Annotated in this window: 18 protein-coding genes; 7 read left to right on the top strand and 11 right to left on the bottom strand. The window is 39.5% G+C overall.

Annotated features, from left to right (window positions below):
* Window positions 1–58: 58 nt before the first annotated feature.
* From yihX to rluF, 4 genes are all read left to right on the top strand, one after another.
* Window positions 59–676 carry a glucose-1-phosphatase gene (gene yihX / locus GTH25_RS16890; protein ID WP_075671284.1) on the top strand — a complete coding sequence of 206 codons (618 nt, stop codon included), beginning with the start codon at window positions 59–61 and terminating at the stop codon, window positions 674–676.
* A gap of 67 nt (window positions 677–743) precedes the next feature.
* Window positions 744–1,181, top strand: a complete 438-nt coding sequence (gene dtd / locus GTH25_RS16885) for a D-aminoacyl-tRNA deacylase (protein WP_072064855.1) — start codon at window positions 744–746, stop codon at window positions 1,179–1,181.
* A gap of 36 nt (window positions 1,182–1,217) precedes the next feature.
* Window positions 1,218–2,132, top strand: a complete 915-nt coding sequence (gene fabY, locus GTH25_RS16880) for a fatty acid biosynthesis protein FabY (protein ID WP_075671286.1) — start codon at window positions 1,218–1,220, stop codon at window positions 2,130–2,132.
* A gap of 174 nt (window positions 2,133–2,306) precedes the next feature.
* On the top strand, window positions 2,307–3,188 hold the full coding sequence (gene rluF / locus GTH25_RS16875) for a 23S rRNA pseudouridine(2604) synthase RluF (RefSeq protein WP_075671297.1): 882 nt from the start codon (window positions 2,307–2,309) through the stop codon (window positions 3,186–3,188).
* A gap of 89 nt (window positions 3,189–3,277) precedes the next feature.
* Here rluF and GTH25_RS16870 read toward each other — a convergent pair whose 3' ends face one another.
* From GTH25_RS16870 to GTH25_RS16860, 3 genes are all read right to left on the bottom strand, one after another.
* Entirely contained in the window at window positions 3,278–3,517 is a 240-nt protein-coding gene (locus GTH25_RS16870; protein ID WP_075671299.1) for a hypothetical protein, read from the bottom strand.
* 87 nt (window positions 3,518–3,604) lie between these two features.
* Window positions 3,605–5,281 carry an AsmA family protein gene (locus tag GTH25_RS16865; protein WP_075671300.1) on the bottom strand — a complete coding sequence of 559 codons (1,677 nt, stop codon included), beginning with the start codon at window positions 5,279–5,281 and terminating at the stop codon, window positions 3,605–3,607.
* A 193-nt stretch (window positions 5,282–5,474) separates the two neighbouring features.
* Complete coding sequence (locus tag GTH25_RS16860) at window positions 5,475–6,866, bottom strand: uracil-xanthine permease family protein (protein ID WP_099659200.1); 1,392 nt, start codon at window positions 6,864–6,866, stop codon at window positions 5,475–5,477.
* 241 nt (window positions 6,867–7,107) lie between these two features.
* On the opposite strand from GTH25_RS16860, the gene gltS reads away from it, so the two are divergent.
* Window positions 7,108–8,325, top strand: coding sequence for a sodium/glutamate symporter (gltS, locus tag GTH25_RS16855; RefSeq protein WP_075671305.1), 1,218 nt, complete (start codon window positions 7,108–7,110; stop codon window positions 8,323–8,325).
* 162 nt (window positions 8,326–8,487) lie between these two features.
* Here the strand turns inward: gltS and recG are convergent, their stop codons facing one another.
* The 6 genes from recG to GTH25_RS16825 all read right to left on the bottom strand — a co-directional run bounded on the left by recG (window position 8,488) and on the right by GTH25_RS16825 (window position 15,337).
* Window positions 8,488–10,575: an ATP-dependent DNA helicase RecG gene (recG, locus tag GTH25_RS16850; protein ID WP_164530760.1), complete on the bottom strand. Its 2,088-nt coding sequence runs from the start codon at window positions 10,573–10,575 to the stop codon at window positions 8,488–8,490.
* A 4-nt stretch (window positions 10,576–10,579) separates the two neighbouring features.
* Entirely contained in the window at window positions 10,580–11,302 is a 723-nt protein-coding gene (trmH, locus tag GTH25_RS16845) for a tRNA (guanosine(18)-2'-O)-methyltransferase TrmH (protein ID WP_075671310.1), read from the bottom strand.
* Window positions 11,303–11,304: 2 nt separating this feature from the next.
* Window positions 11,305–13,431 carry a bifunctional GTP diphosphokinase/guanosine-3',5'-bis pyrophosphate 3'-pyrophosphohydrolase gene (gene spoT / locus GTH25_RS16840; RefSeq protein WP_075671312.1) on the bottom strand — a complete coding sequence of 709 codons (2,127 nt, stop codon included), beginning with the start codon at window positions 13,429–13,431 and terminating at the stop codon, window positions 11,305–11,307.
* Window positions 13,432–13,460: 29 nt separating this feature from the next.
* Window positions 13,461–13,736 (bottom strand): DNA-directed RNA polymerase subunit omega, encoded by a 276-nt coding sequence (rpoZ, locus tag GTH25_RS16835; RefSeq protein WP_004246820.1) that lies wholly within the window; start codon window positions 13,734–13,736, stop codon window positions 13,461–13,463.
* Window positions 13,737–13,790: 54 nt separating this feature from the next.
* Entirely contained in the window at window positions 13,791–14,414 is a 624-nt protein-coding gene (gene gmk, locus GTH25_RS16830) for a guanylate kinase (RefSeq protein ID WP_006534608.1), read from the bottom strand.
* Window positions 14,415–14,719: 305 nt separating this feature from the next.
* A complete protein-coding gene (locus GTH25_RS16825) occupies window positions 14,720–15,337 on the bottom strand; it encodes a trimeric intracellular cation channel family protein (RefSeq protein WP_006534609.1) in 618 nt (205 codons plus the stop codon).
* A 136-nt stretch (window positions 15,338–15,473) separates the two neighbouring features.
* Here GTH25_RS16825 and GTH25_RS16820 point away from each other — a divergent pair, with 136 nt between their 5' ends.
* Together GTH25_RS16820 and GTH25_RS16815 are read left to right on the top strand one after the other, a co-directional pair.
* Window positions 15,474–16,760 carry a YidR family protein gene (locus tag GTH25_RS16820; protein ID WP_075671314.1) on the top strand — a complete coding sequence of 429 codons (1,287 nt, stop codon included), beginning with the start codon at window positions 15,474–15,476 and terminating at the stop codon, window positions 16,758–16,760.
* Window positions 16,761–16,865: 105 nt separating this feature from the next.
* Window positions 16,866–17,186 (top strand): hypothetical protein, encoded by a 321-nt coding sequence (locus tag GTH25_RS16815; RefSeq protein ID WP_075671316.1) that lies wholly within the window; start codon window positions 16,866–16,868, stop codon window positions 17,184–17,186.
* Between the two features lie 67 nt (window positions 17,187–17,253).
* Here the strand turns inward: GTH25_RS16815 and GTH25_RS16810 are convergent, their stop codons facing one another.
* A complete protein-coding gene (locus tag GTH25_RS16810; protein ID WP_075671318.1) occupies window positions 17,254–17,574 on the bottom strand; it encodes a helix-turn-helix domain-containing protein in 321 nt (106 codons plus the stop codon).
* Window positions 17,567–17,953: a type II toxin-antitoxin system RelE/ParE family toxin gene (locus GTH25_RS16805; RefSeq protein WP_075671320.1), complete on the bottom strand. Its 387-nt coding sequence runs from the start codon at window positions 17,951–17,953 to the stop codon at window positions 17,567–17,569. Before GTH25_RS16805 ends, GTH25_RS16810 begins: the two co-directional genes overlap by 8 nt.
* Window positions 17,954–18,097 lie beyond the last annotated feature (144 nt).

Below are 18,097 nucleotides of genomic sequence, written 5' to 3'. Positions count from 1 at the left end.
GTTCAGTAAAGCGATTTATGATTAAAGTAAAATGAGTTTTCTATTATGGAGAGGATTTATGCTTTATATCTTTGATATGGGTAATGTGATTATTGATATCGATTTTAACCGGGTATTCGCAGTATGGAGTAAACTCAGTGGTGTTCCATTAGCGAACATAAAAAAGAACTTCACCACAGGAGAGATCTTTAAATTACACGAACGCGGTAATATTACAGACATCGAATTTGCAGAAGAAATCAGTTCAGAATTAGAAATGAATTTAAGCTTTGAACAGTTTGCAGAAGGATGGCAAGCTATTTTCGTCGCATTACGCCCTGAAGTCATTGATATAATGAATAAGTTAAGAGAGCAAGGACATCGGGTTGTGGTGTTATCAAATACTAATCGTTTACATCAAAATTACTGGCCTGAACACTATCCTGAAATAGCAGCCTCCGCCGATTTCCTCTATCTATCTCAAGATATCGGTATGAGAAAACCTGATCCTGAAATTTATAAGTATGTTTTACAGTCTGAAGACATTGAAGCACAAGATGCCGTTTTCTTTGATGATGTGAAAGCCAATGTTGATGCAGCTATTGCTGTGGGTATGAAAGGTGTACATGTTATTGATAAACAAACAGTCATTGATTATTTCAAAGATTATGATTTTTCTCTCCCTGTAGAAGAATAATGCTATTGTAAGGATAACAATGGATTGAATTTGTTATCCTTTTTTATTGATTTATTTTGGAGAGAGTATGATCGCGTTAATTCAACGAGTGACACAGGCAAAAGTAGATATTGCTGGTGAAACAGTCGGCGCTATTAATCAAGGTTTGTTGGTTTTATTAGGTGTAGAGAAAGATGACAACGAACAGAAAGCCAAAAGATTATGTGAAAAAGTGTGCGGTTATCGCATATTTAGCGATGAAAACGATAAAATGAACCTAAATGTGCAACAAGCAGGTGGTAGTTTATTAGTCGTCTCTCAATTCACACTGGCAGCAGAAACACAAAAAGGAATGCGCCCTGGTTTTTCGAATGGTGCGCCCCCTGAATTAGCGAAAAACCTCTACCACTACTTTATAGAACAATGTCAGCAACAAGGTTTAGAAACACAAACAGGCCAATTCGCCGCGGATATGCAAATCACACTGACTAATGACGGTCCAGTCACCTTTTGGTTGCAGGTATAACGTCGAACATATAGTGATGTTAAAAGGAGCTCTGATATGTACCATTTGCGAACCCCAAAAACAGAGGCGGAATTTGATGCCTATTATGCTTTTCGCTGGGAAATGCTTCGTAAACCTCTACATCAACCAGAAGGCTCTGAAAAAGACGGTTATGATACCTTTGCTCATCACCAAATGGTTGTCGATGAAACTGGACAACCTGTCGCGATTGGACGGCTTTATATTAATGCGGATAACGAAGGCGCTATCCGCTTTATGGCAGTACGTACCGATGCACAAGGTAAAGGCTTAGGCACTCTTGTCGCTATGGCGCTAGAATCATTGGCTCGCCAAGAAGGTATAAAACGGATCGTGTGTAGTGCAAGAGAAGAGTCTGTAAACTTCTTTGAAAAATTGGGTTATGAAAATTGTGGTCTAGTCACTGGCCCTCAAACCACACCCATTAAGCACTTTTTTATGAAAAAAAGTATTGAGTCTTTAGATGACATTCTTCATCGACCAGATTGGTGTGCTGAATTACAAAAACAGTGGCACCAACATATACCTTTAAGTGAGAAAATGGGATTACGTATTACTCAATATACGGGAACTCGTTTTTATACCACTATCCCAGAAGCGGGAAACCAAAACCCTCATTACACTATTTTTGCAGGAAGCCAATTTTCACTCGCAACATTAACAGGTTGGGGATTGATTTGGCTATTAATGCGAGAGCATAAGCTGCAAGGTGATATTGTGCTGGTGGATGCTCATATTCGTTATCGCAAACCTGTATCAGGACGCCCTGCAGCCGTTGCAGATATGGAAAATTTAAGCGGGGATTTAGGGCGATTAGCGAAGGGCAGTAAGGCCCGCATTAAGCTAGATGTTGATATTTGTGGTGATGAAGGTGTCGGTGCTGTTTTTAGTGGGACTTATATTGTTTTACCTTCACAAAATAAGCAGTGTTAAGCGTGTATTTTGTAATGTATTGAATTTAATCTATTTTTTACCATTCTTACAGACATTTTTGTTATTTTTCTTACGTTAAAGTGTGGGGATAATCAATCTATACTTTGATGCTTATTTTATAGTGTTTCTATCGCTATCCAATTGATGTATATTTCGCAGTTTACGGAGGGAAGCATGGACACCAATTTATCTACTCGTCTTAATAAATATATCAGTGAAAGCGGGATCTGCTCACGCCGTGAGGCTGACCGTTATATTGAGCAAGGACTTGTCCTTATTAATGGCAAACGCGCCAGTATTGGCGACCAAGTATTTGCTGGTGATGAAGTCAAAGTCAATGGTCGATTGATTGAAGCACAGGATAACTCTGAGCTGGTTTTGATTGCACTGAATAAGCCAGTGGGTATTGTCAGTACCACAGATGATGGCGAAAAAGATAATATTGTTGACTATGTTAACCACAGTACTCGTATTTTCCCAATTGGACGTTTAGATAAAGATTCACAAGGATTGATTTTCCTGACCAACCACGGCGATTTAGTGAATAAAATCCTACGTGCAGGTAATGATCACGAAAAAGAGTACCTTGTGACAGTGAATAAGCCGATCACAGATGAGTTTATTCATGGAATGGGTGCTGGTGTTCCTATCATGGGACAAAAAACCAAGAAATGTAAGGTTAAGAAAGAAGCGCCGATGGTGTTTCGTATTACCTTAGTTCAAGGATTAAATCGTCAAATTCGTCGTATGTGTGAATATTTTGGTTATGAAGTCACTAAGCTTGAACGCATTCGTATTATGAATGTGAGTTTATCGGGATTGCCTGTTGGTGAATGGCGTGATTTGACCGATGATGAACTAATTACCTTATTTGAAGCGATTGAAAAATCAACTTCTGAAGCACCACCAAAGCCAAAGCAAAATAAGCCGAAAAAACAAATCAGTAGTAATGCAAAAGCATTGGGTATTCATATTCCTCAAACAAAAACCAAAGAAACGGAAAATAATTCCCGTAAGCGTTTTGTTCAGCCTGGCCGTAAAAAGAAAAAACGTTAAGTTCATTTTTGAAGACGCGATAAAACAAAAAACACCTGAAAGGGTGTTTTTTGTTTGTTCTATTTAAGACAAATTATACATCGATAAGATTAGTCTAAATCAAGTTCATCTAATTTATTTTGGCGACGTTCAAGTACGATCGCTGCAAGTTCAGCATCCATAACTCGTTCAATCAATGCATCGTAGTCTTCTTTAGAAAGGCAATAGAACAGCGGAGTTTTGTTGTCATCACACACAAGCAGTGTGCTGTTATCTTCAAGTGCAGTTAAAGGAGATTGTTGAAACGCATTTAAAGATATTTTTTCAGGGGAAAAATCTTCGTCAGACATGAAAACTCCACAATAAAGAAAAGGGCAATAGCGCATTGTAACGCTTTTTATAAAGGGAGCAATCCGTGCTCCTGCGAAAGATCAATATTATCGGTGATTAATTATTTCGCCATTTTGTATCACTGAGTTGAGTATTTGTTGCTCACCTTTACTTCCAGTTAATGTACCATTAAGTGTTGATTCCACTGGGCTTGAGCGTAAATCACCTTTCAGTTTTAGTGAGAATTGGCCTACTTCGTCAGAGTAGGTTGTTTTGAAACCTAATGTGTAAGGTATTGATAAAGGAACATTGAGTCCATTAGCAATAAGTGAAAATTGGCGCTGTTGGTTAGATTGCACTAAACCGGCTGAACCTCGAACAATGCCATCACCAATAAATGCTGAATATTGCTCAACGATAGCGTTGTCTTGTTGAGTGATGATTTTTAAATCAGGGCGGCGTAATTCAATACGATTTAATGTACCACTATCAGCATTAAATACTGCAGAGCCTTGCCATAATCCCCATTCACCTTCTTTTGCAATCATTAAATTTTGCAATTTTCCTGTTAAGTTAGTGAATTGGAATGGAAATTCTGGCGTGATATCAATCAAAATGGATTGATTGATAGATAACTGTTCGATAGTGATATTTTGAATATTACTCTTATCATCTATTGGTTTAGCTAAAAAAGTGAGCCAATTTTCAGGTAGTGTATATAAAAAGCCCGATAATGTAGCGTCTTGGATCGTGATGCTTTTGTTGTCTTTATTCCAATGGCCAGCAAGTTTAATTAAGCCTTTCTCGTAGCGTAGGCTGAGGCTATCTAGATTGAGTTGATTGTTCTGCTGGTTGAGTTTTGCAATAAGATCAGTGAAGTGTTCATCTTGAAAAACAACATCATTTGTATTGAGTTCACCAGTTGTAAATGAAAGAGCGTTATCCCAACTAAACTGAGAAAATTGCCCATCAAAGCCACTGACTGCCCACTGTTTTCCTTCAGCAGTAAAATCAACAATATTAAGTGCTCTTATACTAATACGAGGATATTCAGAGAGAGACTGAATTAATTCATTAAAGGTTTGCGAGGATTGCCAGCGCAACCCATTCATATAAACCTCATCAAATTTCCATTGATTATCTTGATATTGCCCACTCAAAGATAGTGAGCCATTAAGTAGGCGAGTACCTAATTTCTCTATTTGAATACTATTGGGTTGATATTGCCCAGAGATAATAAAATTACTGAATTCATTATTATTTATCATGCCGTTAGCAATAGAAAATTGGAAATGGCCTGCCCCTATCAAGTCAGTTGATGTTGGGATCCATGGCGTAATACCACCTGTTACTTTCTTGGCATCAAAAGAAAAATTATTTTTTTTACTGTTTAGCGCCATATTTTTAAATTGTAAGATATCGGCACTTAAGGGGATTGAAGGTGTTTTGTCTGCAAACTCAATATTGCCATTTTCTAATGTAATTTTTTGCAGATGAGAAGGCGTGGTAAAAAATTGCCAATTAAATCGAATTTGTGCTGATTTTGCCGATACAGTGGCTTTGTCTTGTTTAGGATTAACGAGGAGATCATGAACAATGACTTGCTCAGGTTGCATAAGATCATGCTCAATACCTGAGAAGCGAATATCATAGTCAGTGTATTGTGTCAGCCATTCACTGGTTTTCTGCGCGCCCCACTGAGTCTGAATAAAAGCGTAAATTATAATAATAAATAAAATAACGATAAGTATCAGAGATACCAAACTTTTCATCAGCCAGCGCATAATCCTTCTCCCGTTTTATACTCCATCAAAACATTATACAGTTATGCCTGAAAACTAGGCGATGCTCAAGTATTCATCGGATAAATCAAAGAGATTCAACTTGTTTGTTTGTAGTGTCCATATGACAAGCATTAAAAAAGCGCTATTTTCATAATCAAAAATAGCGCTTTACTCGTTTATTGCTAATTAATAATTATTTTTCTGGTGGGAAAATCAGATTTAAAATAATGGCCGTTAAACCGCCCGCAGCAATACCTGATGACAGCAATGTTTTTAGCCAATCAGGGGCAAACTGTAATATTTGAGGCTGTTGCGAAACGCCTAACCCTACCGCAAGTGAAATAGCAAGGATCATGATGGCTCGGCGGTTTAATGCTTCTTTAGAAACAATACGTACGCCGGATGCAGCTATTGTACCGAACATCACTAATGTGGCGCCGCCTAATACTGGCTCAGGAATTCTCTGTACAAATTCAGCAACGAATGGAAATAAACCCAAGATAACAAGCATTGCTGCAACAACATAACCTACGTAGCGACTGGCAACACCCGTTAATTGGATCACACCATTATTTTGGCCAAAACAAGAGTTTGGGAAGGTATTGAAAAATGCTGAAACCATGGAGTTAATTCCATTAGCTAATACACCTCCTTTAATGCGCTTCATATACAAAGGACCACTGACGGGTTGCTCTGAAACATCAGAAGTTGCCGTGATATCACCAATGGTTTCTAGTGAAGTGATCATAAACACTAGCATTAAAGGAATAAGTAAATGCCAATCAAATGATAGGCCATAATAAAATGGTTCAGGGATCGTCATCAGCGGTGTTTCTTGATGTTCTGCGGGGGTAGGTAACATATCTAAAGCCCAAGCAAGAACATAACCTACAGCCATTGCAATAACTAAAGAAGCTACTCGTAAGTAAGGATTTTTTTGTCGATTAAGTAAAATAATAACGATAAGAACAGAGCCTGCTAATAACAAGTTTTGTGGTGAACCAAAGGTATTATTCTCGATGGCTGCATAACCACCACCAATAGAGGTTAATCCAACTTGAATTAAAGAGAGGCCGATTATCATCACCACGACACCTGAAACTAACGGCGTAATGATACGTCTTGCCAAGTGAAGTACACGAGAAAGAATAATCTCGGTTAATGAGGCAACCATTAGAGTACCAAAAAGGGCTGCCATCATTGTCGGAATATCTGCACCACCATTTTTAAGTGCTAATCCCCCCATAATAAGTGGAGCAACAAAGTTAAAGCTTGTTCCTTGAATTGATAACAATCCTGAACCTATTGGTCCCCAAGCTCGAATTTGAATAAGAGAGGCAATGCCTGATGCAAATAAAGACATGCTGATAATGCGTTGAGTATCGTGTGCAGGTAATCCTAATGCTTGGCAAATGAGGATCGCGGGCGTGATAACCGCGACAAACATAGCTAAAAGATGCTGGCAAGCAGCAAAAAGTGTTTGTGGTAATGGCGGTTTCTCTTCTAAAGCAAAAAGAAGTTCGCTATTTTTTTTAATTGAAACGTCACTATTTTTAGGCAATTTTTGATTTTCTGAAGTAACCATGGTGTGAATTTCTTATTCGGCAAAAACGGTATTTTAATGATCTACGCCACAAAAGCAATCGTTTGCGTAAAAATGATGTTATCAAAATGCATAAGAGGTGCTCACATTTTTATATGTTTTAACTTGTGTTTGTCTCCGTTTTTTTTTCTAATCGGGGATACCTGCTTTTGGCGTTGTTTATGGATGAACTTAGCGTCGTAGTATTTTTATATAAAATTAACAAATAAGACGGGGTACATAAATGTATCATCTTGATGTTTATGGCACGCTGGTTGCGGCCACTTTGGTTCTCTTGATCGGACGTAAGTTAGTGAAATCTGTTCCTTTTTTAGAACGGTACACGATCCCAGAACCTGTTGCAGGTGGGCTACTTGTTGCAGTTCTTCTATTAGCATTCAAATCTTTTATGGACTGGGAAGTGAGTTTTGATCTATCACTTAAAGATCCGTTAATGTTAGCCTTCTTTGCAACAATCGGGTTAAACGCAAATCTCGCGAGCTTAAAGGCCGGAGGAAAAGCGCTTTTTATTTTCGTCTTTGTCGTTGTTGGGTTGTTGTTAGTGCAAAATACCGTTGGTATCGCGCTAGCAAAAATGTTAGGTCTTGATCCATTAATGGGATTACTGGCAGGCTCGATTACATTATCGGGTGGTCATGGTACAGGAGCGGCTTGGGGTAAAACGTTCGTTGAAAATTATGGCTTCATGAGTGCATCTGAAGTGGCAATGGCGTGTGCAACCTTTGGTTTAGTTTTGGGAGGATTGATTGGTGGCCCTGTTGCGCGCTACTTAATTAAAAATATTCCAACGCCAGGATTAGGCGCTGACGACCATGAAATGCCAACAGCGTTTGAGAAGCCCACTACAGGCAGAATGATCACGTCAATGGTCTTGTTAGAAACCATTGCGATGATCGCGATTTGTTTAATGGCGGGTACATTCCTTTCTCAATTATTAGAAGGTACTGCATTCTCATTACCGACCTTTGTGTGTGTTCTATTTATTGGTGTTATTTTAAGTAATAGCCTTTCAATGCTTGGGTTCTATCGAGTTTTTGATAGAGCGGTGTCAGTCTTAGGTAACGTGAGTTTATCGTTATTCTTAGCGATGGCATTAATGAGCTTAAAATTATGGGAGCTTGCGTCGCTGGCGATACCAATGCTGGTTATCCTTGGTGTTCAAGCAGGTGTAATGGCACTGTATGCAATTTTTGTGACTTTCCGTGTCATGGGTAAAAACTACGATGCCGCGATTTTAGCAGCGGGTCACTGTGGTTTTGGTTTAGGTGCTACGCCAACTGCGATTGCGAATATGCAAGCTGTAACAGACCGTTTTGGGCCGTCTCATCTTGCGTTCTTGGTCGTACCTATGGTCGGTGCATTCTTCATTGATATTGTGAATGCAATAGTGATTAAACTGTATCTGATGCTACCGTTTTTTACACCTATAGTTGCAGGGTAGTTTAGCTACTATAAATTGAAATAGTTTCAAAAACGTTAAAGAGCACCTCAATGTTGAATATCGACATTGAGGTGTTTTCCTATGGAGTACTTAACGTATTAATATTTCGAAATTAATTTAAAGCGAGTTTGAATGCACGCTAAGTCATGCAAAAGAGTAATCTTAAGCTTGGCTATATTGTGTCTTGGCAGGTAGCCAGCGTTCGATTAAGGCTTGAGAATGCTTAGGATAGTGCTGATGTAGGTAACGCGCGATGCGTTGTACTTCAGGAATAAGTCCTTGGTCACGTAATAAATCAGCGACCTTAAATTGTGCATTACCTGTTTGTTTAGTACCTAAAAGCTCACCGGGACCACGAATTTCGAGATCTTTTTGCGCAATGACAAAACCATCATTGCTATCCCTTAATACCTGCAATCGCAAACGCGCTGTTTGAGTGAGTGGTGTTTTATACAACAAGACACAATGAGAGGCGATAGCACCTCGACCTACACGTCCACGTAATTGGTGTAATTGTGCTAGCCCTAACCGTTCTGGGTTATCAATAATCATCAAACTTGCATTAGGTACGTCAACGCCAACTTCAATCACTGTTGTTGCAACTAAAAGTTGGAGCTCATTTTCTTTAAATGCCGCCATTACAGCTTGTTTCTCTGCGGGCTTCATTCGCCCATGTACCAATCCTACTTTGATTTCAGGGAGTGCTATTGTAAGTTCATCATAGATAACTTGGGCAGCTTGCGCTTCAAGTACTTCAGAATCTTCAATTAAGGTGCATACCCAATAGGCTTGTCGATTCTCTTCTGTGCAAGCTAGTCTGATTCGTTCAATAATGTCATTACGGCGAGTATCAGGGATAGCGACAGTAGTAACAGGTGTACGCCCCGGCGGTAATTCGTCGATGATAGAGGTGTCCATATCAGCATAAGCGGTCATCGCTAATGTTCGTGGGATAGGCGTTGCTGTCATCACCAATTGATGAGGGTGAAAGCCTTGTTCTTCACCTTTTTTCCATAAGGCAAGGCGTTGATGCACACCAAAACGGTGTTGTTCATCAATAATCACTAAGGCTAGAGAGTGAAATTTAACTTGTTCTTGGAAAATCGCATGTGTTCCAATAATGATCGATACTTCACCATTTGCAATGGCATTTTGCTGTGTTTCGCGGGCTTTCCCTTTCTGTTTTCCTGCTAGCCAACCTACTTGGATACCAAAAGGCTCAAACCATTTTCTAAAGGTTAATGCATGTTGCTCTGCTAACAATTCTGTTGGTGCCATTAAAGCCACTTGCTTACCATTAGCAATAGCACGTAACGCACTTAATGCGGCAACTAGCGTTTTACCTGAGCCTACATCTCCTTGGATCAATCGCATCATTGGATAGTCTTTTTCTAAATCTGTTTCTATCTCATTGACGACACGTTGTTGTGCATTAGTCGGGGTAAAGGGGAGAGAGGCGAGAAATTGCTGACGTAACGTTGATGTATTTGGCATAAACAATGGCTCTGCACGATAAGATTGTGCACCAGCTCTTGCATTGAGCATACCTAGATTGTGAGCCAGCAATTCTTCAATAATTAGCCTTTTTTGCGCAGGATGCTGTCCTTTCTCAAGTTCAGCAAAAGCGATATCAGGAGGCGGATTATGCAGTGTACGTAATGCTGTGGCTAATGGGGGTAAACCGTGAATAAATTGCTCAGGTAATAATTCGTTAATAGCGCAGGTATCAAGTAATTCTAATGCTTGTTCTATTAATTTACGTAATGATGTTTGGCGTAAGCCTTCTGCCGTTGAATAGATGGGAGTGAGTGTTTCTTGCAGTTTAACTTCAGAGCCTGCAACTTTGATTTTATATTCAGGGTGAATAATTTCAGGGCCCCGACTTCCTCGTTTAACTTCGCCATAAGCTGTGACCTGTTTACCTTGAGCAAGGTTATTTTTCATCGCAGCTGTAAAGTTAAAAAAGCGAAGTGTTAAAATTCCAGAGCCATCAGAAATTTGGCAGGTCATCATTTTACGCCGACCAAAACTGACTTCAGTTCTTAAGATTTCGCCAGAAACAGTGGCAGGAATACCGGGAAGGAGATCACTGATAGCATAAAGGTGCGTTTGATCTTCATAACGCAAAGGAAGGTGGAGTAACAAATCCTCAATAGTCACAAGCCCTATTTTTGCCAGCTTGTCTGCCTGACTTGCACCTACGCCGTGAAGAGTGGTTAAGGGGATTGCATCAAGCAGTTTTCCTTTCATGGGATCAATACTCCGTCTTTTTTAATTTCCTAAGTTGTTTTTGTGTCATTTGCATTTCCGCCCACCATGACTCCGGCGCTTCAATTTCACCGCTACCATTAATATAAGGGCGAGGCAGTCCTTTACGACGAGAAACTTCTGCCAATACCGGGTATCCGCCTTCAAAGAGAAGAATTTGTTGTTCTTCTTCTGTTAAGGTGCTCTCTGTTCGATTATACATACCTGCAGCCTGACGTTGGCGTTGTGCTTCATATAAAATTAGTGCACTGGCAACAGAAACATTCAGCGATTGTACCATTCCCATCATCGGCACAATAATATCTTGATCTGCAAGTGCGATAGCATCTTGTGAGATCCCCGTTTTTTCTTGTCCCATAATAATACAAGTTGGACGAGTGTAATCAATCTCACGAAAATCAACTGCTTTATCTGAGAGATGAGTCGCAAGAACTTGCATACCTTGGGTACGAAAGGCGTTAACCGCTTCTGTGATAGTAGGATGAGTTTCTACATTGACCCAGCTATTACTTCCTGCTGCGGGGGAAACTAACATCCGCATTTTTTCTTCAGGCCAAATAGCATGAATTTTAGGAATACCTACAGCATCAGCCGTTCTTATAACGGCTGCAACATTATGGGATTTATGCACTTCTTCAAGGCAAACGGTAAGATCAGGTTGCCGCATCGCCATCATTTGGCAGATGCGGGCATATCGAATTGAATTCATGACTAGTTTTTATTACGGCTAACGCGCAGAACGTCTGGCATGATGCGAAGTTTACGCATGATATTGGCTAATTGAATTCTGTCCTTCGCAGTTAAGCGAATAAAAGCACAATACACACGACCATCTTTCTCTTCTGTATTCATGCTTTGAATACTTGAGTTAGCATCATTAATTGCTGCGGTTAAGTTTGCTAAAGCGCCTTGGTGGTTGATCATATCGACTTTAATTTCAGTAATGAAATCGCTGTTGATCTCTTTATCCCACTCGACAGGCATGAATTTTTCAGGCTCTTTTTGGTAACCACGAATATTACGACAAGATTCATGGTGAATAACCAAACCTTTACCTGGGCTAATATGTGCAACGATAGGATCACCCGGAATAGGGCGGCAACATTTAGCGAAGGAGATTAATACGCCATCGGCGCCTTTAATTGGGAGTTTAGGTGTTTCATCATTGGTTGTTTCTGTTTGTGCGTTTTCATCTTGATTTTGACTATCAATCAATAAATTACGCGCAACAACAACGCTCATGGTATTACCTAAACCAATTTCAGCCATTAAGTCGTCGATTGAATGAAGTTTCATACGCTTCAATTCGCGCTCAATATTTTCAGCTGAAATATCAGCAAGCTTGTGCTCACCTAATGCGTGATTGAGTAAACGACGACCTAAATTAATAGAATCTTCACGTTTTAAGTTTTTCAGCAGTTGTCGGATTTTAGAGCGTGCTCTTGAACTGACGACAAAGTTTAGCCAAGCAGCATTGGGTCTTGCACCTGGAGCGGTAATAATTTCAACCGTTTGTCCGGTGCGTAGCGATTGTGAAAGTGGGTAAGGTTGTCTATCAACCCTTGCACCCACACAGGCATGACCGATATCAGTATGTACAGCATAAGCAAAATCGACAGGAGTAGCACCCGTTGGCAATTCAACAATGCGACCTTCTGGCGTGAAAACGTAGATTTCATCAGGAAAGAGATCTGATTTTACGTTCTCAATAAATTCAAATGAACTACCTGCACTTTGTTGCAATTCAAGTAAACTTTGCATCCAGCGTTGAGCTCTAACTTGTGCAGTTGTGCCGGGTTGCTCACCTTGCTCTTTATAAGCCCAATGTGCAGCAACCCCCATTTCTGCCATTTGATCCATATCTTCAGTACGAATTTGCACCTCAACAGGCACCCCATGAGGGCCAATAAGTGAAGTATGAAGAGATTGATAGCCGTTGGCTTTTGGGATTGCAATATAGTCTTTAACTCGGCCGGGGCGCGGTTTATAAAGACTGTGCATTTGACCTAAAACGCGATAACAGGTATCGACTTCTTTCACGATCACGCGAAAGGCGTAGATATCCATGATCGAGTGAAAACGTTGCTCTTTTAACAACATTTTCCGATAGATAGAGTAAAGGTGTTTTTCACGACCGTTAACTTTGCATTCGATATGTGCTTCTGTCAGGCGTCCTTCAATTTCAGAGAGGATTTTATTAATCATCTCTTTACGGTTGCCTCGAGCTGCTTTAACGACTTCTTTGATTACACGGTAGCGATTGGGATGTAGTGCCTCGAAACCCAGCTCTTCAAGCTCTGTTTTGATATGATGTATACCTAAACGGTGTGCGAGAGGACTGTAAATTTCGAGTGTTTCGCGAGCAATACGGCGACGTTTATCTGGGCGTAATGATCCCAGTGTGCGCATATTGTGAGTTCGGTCTGCCAGCTTGATCAAAATGACGCGGATATCTTTTACCATCGCCATAATCATCTTACGGAAGTTTTCAGCCTGAGCCTCTTTTTTGTCTCTAAACTTCAATTTATCAAGTTTAGACACCCCTTCAACAAGATCGGCCACCGTACTACCAAAGAGGCTTTCGATATCTTGGAAGGTTGCAGGTGTATCTTCGATAACATCGTGCAACAGCGCCGCCATCAGCGTTTGCTGGTCTAATCGCATATCTGCGAGGATACACGCAACCGCAACAGGGTGAGTAATATAAGGCTCACCACTTGAACGAGTTTGTCCCTCGTGGGCATTTCGGGCGACGATAAAGGCTTTTTTAAGTTGTTCAACTTGCTCCGATGGCAAGTATTTTTGAACGATTTGATTCAGGCTTTCAAACAGGTACAAGGCAGACCTACCCCTATTTTATAAAACGATTAACGACGACCTTCCGCAATCGCTGAAACAGCTTGTAATTCTGCTGCTTCTTGCTCTTGCTGCTCTTGACGTTCACGAGCATCAAGAATTTTACCGTTAATCAGGCCTTCTTCGATTTCACGTAGCGCGATAACAGTCATTTTATCATTTTCTTCTGGAACTAAAGGATCTTTAGCGCCAACTTGTAACTGACGCGCACGACGTGCTGCGACCAGAACGAGGTCAAAACGGTTACCAATTTTCTCTACAGCGTCTTGAACGGTTACGCGTGCCATATTTGTGTTACTCCACCATTAACGAAATGACTGGGCATAATACTGAAAGTTAACTCAGTCTGCCAATAATTTGCTGATTAAATCACCATGTCGTAGCGTTTGACGATCAAGGCGTAATTTTTCTGAACGAATAATTGATTGTAAATCAGCAAGCGCAGTATTGAAATCATCATTAATCAGCAAATAATCATACTCATTAAAATGTTCCATTTCCGATACAGCTTGCGACATACGTTTTGTAATCACTTCTTCGCTATCTTGCCCACGTCCACGAAGTCGGCGGTAAAGCTCTTCTTTTGACGGTGGCAGAATAAAAATACTACGAGCTTCAGGCATCGCTTTACGCACTTGCTGTGCGCCTTGCCAGTCGATATCTAAAAAGACATCTACACCACTGGCTAAGATTTCTTTGATAACTTTGCCGGATGTTCCGTAATAGTTACCAAAAACACAAGCATGTTCGAGGAAATCCCCGCTGTCTATCATGCTTTTAAATTCTTCTTCAGTAACAAAGAAGTAATGTTCACCATGGCTCTCTCCCGGTCGCATTGGGCGGGTTGTATGAGAGACAGAAACCTGAGTGTCATATAAAGGCTGTGTTTTTAACAGCGCTTGAATAAGACTTGATTTACCCGCACCGCTTGGAGCGGAAACAATATAAAGTGTTCCTTGGATCATGATGACTTTCTGAATTTGACTGGAGAATTAAGTATAAATACATGTTTAGGGAGCAAATCCCCCGTATAGTATACACATACAATGAATGACATACAGTGCCCATGTTTAATACAGGGCCATTTTTTTCTTATTACATTCTATTTTCTGAATATAGAAACAAGAGAAAAATTAAACTATGTCAATATTAACATACAATTAAAGGCTCAGTGATAGGAATTACCTTTTATCACAATAGCGAAAAGAGATTATATTTTGAGATACCCCACAGAATCAAAAAGAACCGCTGTCGTTAAAACAGCGATTCGTTAATCTTGATTCTCGTAATTAAAGACAGGTAAGCCCAATTTATAACGAATAGCGAGAAGTCGAGCGGTTAACCCTGCAATTAGGGTAATGATGATAATGACGTCTCTTGGTAACGGTGTATAAAACAGTAATCCCATATAAAGCCAAGCAGCACCAAAAGCGATACCGGCATAAATTTCTTTTTGGAAAACCAAAGGAATGGTATTACAAAGCATATCTCTTAATACACCACCAAAAGCGCCCGTAATCACCGCAGCAATAGCGGCAATAATTGGGCCATACTCCATATCGAGTGCGATTTGTGCACCAATGATAGAGAAAACCATCAGACCGATGGCATCTAAGATAAGGAAGAGTCGCTGTAAGTGTTTCATCATAGGTGCAACCCACATGGTGATCACAGCAGCACATGCAACAGTGACGATATATTCAGGGTGTTTTACCCAACCTAATGGATAATGGCCGAGTAGAATGTCTCTGACAGAGCCCCCACCAATGGCTGTTGCAGAGGCGATAATAATTACGCCAAAAACATCCATTTTACGACGGCCAGCAGCAAGCGCACCCGTCATGGCTTCTGCAGTAATACCAATAATATAGAGAACACTAAGTAACATGATTTTCTAATTTTCTGACTATTTAGTGAGGATAGAGTAATTACCTTGCGAAAAAGTCTCGACTGAATTTTTTTAGTGCCAGGTAAAATTAATTAGTTTTTATAATGTGGAAATTTATTTCCCGATAAGGATAAATATGTCTTTTCAGGAACACCAGATTACGTTTGATAGCCGTCATCATCAGCTAACTAATATAAATGTTTGGACGCCAGATAGCCAGTGGTTAGTCTATGATGTACGTCCCAATGGGGGATCTTTTACAGGTCTAACCATAGAAAAAATTCATGCGAAAACAAAACAGCAACAGATCATTTACACAGCAACACAAGGGGCACATGTAGGGGTTGCGACAGTAAGCCCAACAGAGCCTGTGCGTTACGCCTTTATTCATGGGCCAGAAAATCCGGATAATGAATGGCATTATGATTTTCATCATCGTCGAGGCATGATTGTTGATGAGTCAGATAATAATCGTGCATTTAATATCGACGCTTGTTCGTTGACATCACCTTATCAAGCCGGTGCATTACGTGGCGGTACACATGTTCACGTTTTTAGTCCTGACGGTACGCGTTTAAGCTTTACCTACAATGATCATATTATGCATGAACTTGGTGGCGAATATGATCAACGTAATGTGGCTGTTGCGGTGCCACTAAAAGCGGTTAATTTCGCTAAAAAACACCCTCGTGAATATGACGGTGAATATTTTTGCACTGTAGTAAGCCAAACTGTTGCTCATCCACAAAAGGGAAGTGACGAAATTAATAAAGCTTATGAAGAGTGTTGGGTTGGTACTCAAGGTTATATAAAGACTGATGGTTCGCAACAACGTTGGGCTATTGCATTTATCGGCGATACCATGAGTGAAAATGGCGATAAAGTTGCTGATATTTTCCTAGTGGATTTACCTGATGATAATCAGGCTTTCAGTGTTGAAGGTGATAAACCTTTGGCAGGAACCGATACAACAATGCCAGCAGTAGCTAAAGGCATTCATCAAGTTCGCCTAACAAATACAGCAAATAGAAAATATGCCGGTGTTTTAAATCAGCCTCGTCACTGGTTAAGAAGTTCCCCACAAGGTGATGCGATCGCTTTCTTAATGAAAGATGATAACGGTATTGTGCAGTTATATACCGTATCGCCAAGTACGAAAGAGATAAAACAAATCACTTCGCAGGATTGGGACATTCAGTCAGCCTTTACGTGGAATAGTAATGGACAATATCTCACCTTTATTTGTGATAACAGTGTGATGTTATGTAATGTGAAAACAAGTGAGTTAACTCGATTAACAGAAAAAACAGCACAGGCGCCAAGTAGTGATGCCGTTGTGTTCTCTCCAAATGACCAATATATTGCATTTATGCGTGATGTTGATGGTTATCGTCAAATATTTACTGTAGAGACTGGGCTGTAAAGTTTTATCGTATATAAATAAGGTATCTTAAATAATGAGATACCTTTTTATTTAATAAAAAATAAAATAGAGAATAAAATAAGTATAGTTGTCGAAAAACTAGAAGTGATCACTAATAATAAAATTAAAGTATTATTTAAAGATAATCATCATTATTGTCCTAAATTTATTAATAGCGAAAGGCTTATTTATGTTGATAAAGTAAATGTAAGTGATAAGTCTGGGTTTATATTATTTGGTTATAGTTTTAGTAAAGTAAATGGTTTTCCTATTGAGGTAGAAACTGAACTTGAATCTTTTTATGCAGAAGATATTGATGATTTACTGCATATTATTGTGAATATCATTGATAGAGAATCGATAAGAATTATGGAACTTATTCATCATCCTCTAAAAGATAATTCAACTAAAAATAATGATGTTTGATAAAGAAAACCGGCGTTGCTTTCACAATGCCGGTTTATCTACTAACAAGTATTTAGTAGAAATAATCTTAGATTGAAATTGCTTTATTATCTATTAAATTCAAAAGTCTCAATGCAGCTCCATTGGGTTTAATTTCGTTCCGCTCCCATTTTGATACGCTCTCTTTTGTCATATTTAGTATTAAAGCAAGAGACGATTGCGAAATATTATTTTGCTCGCGAATTCTTTTTATATCTTCACCATTCATTGGAGTCAGGTGAGCATATCTTTCTTTTAATTCTTTGGCTTTTATTCTCGCTGCAATTCGTCTAGCCGATTCTCCATCGGTTATTCCCGCAACTTCCATTTCTTGTGCAAATTTCAGCATTTCTTGCATTTTATCAGTCATGTTTAACCTCCGTTAAAAGGCCTAGTGCAACCATCTTATCTATTTTATTTTTAGTTGCACTGAAGAGATCTTTTGCCAGATCTTTATAGGATTCTAGTTCATCATCTGTAATTTCTTTAGATTTTTTAGCGCTCAAGTGAGATTTTTTCCATCCATCAGCAAAGAATAAATTACTTCCCTGTTTATAAAATATAATTGTTCTAATTCCACTACTCTTTCCTTTTCCATGGATACAGATCCGTTTTTTGATAATCCCCCCACCTAAGTCAGCTTCAAAGTGTCCTGCATATACTTCGTTGGCAATATCTATTAAAGCAGCATCATTGATAGGCATTTTCTTGAAACTGTTTTTGAACATCTTTGTTTTATAGATAACCATCACTTCCCCTGTGGTAGTTTTTACTATGGTAAATTTTACCACTATATTTCCCTGTGTAAATAAATCTTTTTTATGTCAATCCTATTAAAAATGAATAAAAAAACCGGCGTTGCTTTCACAATGCCGGTTTCTGTTTTCTGTAGT

The organism is Proteus terrae subsp. cibarius (assembly GCF_011045835.1).
Classification (GTDB): domain Bacteria; phylum Pseudomonadota; class Gammaproteobacteria; order Enterobacterales; family Enterobacteriaceae; genus Proteus; species Proteus cibarius.
This window is presented reverse-complemented; position numbering and strand designations above follow the sequence as displayed.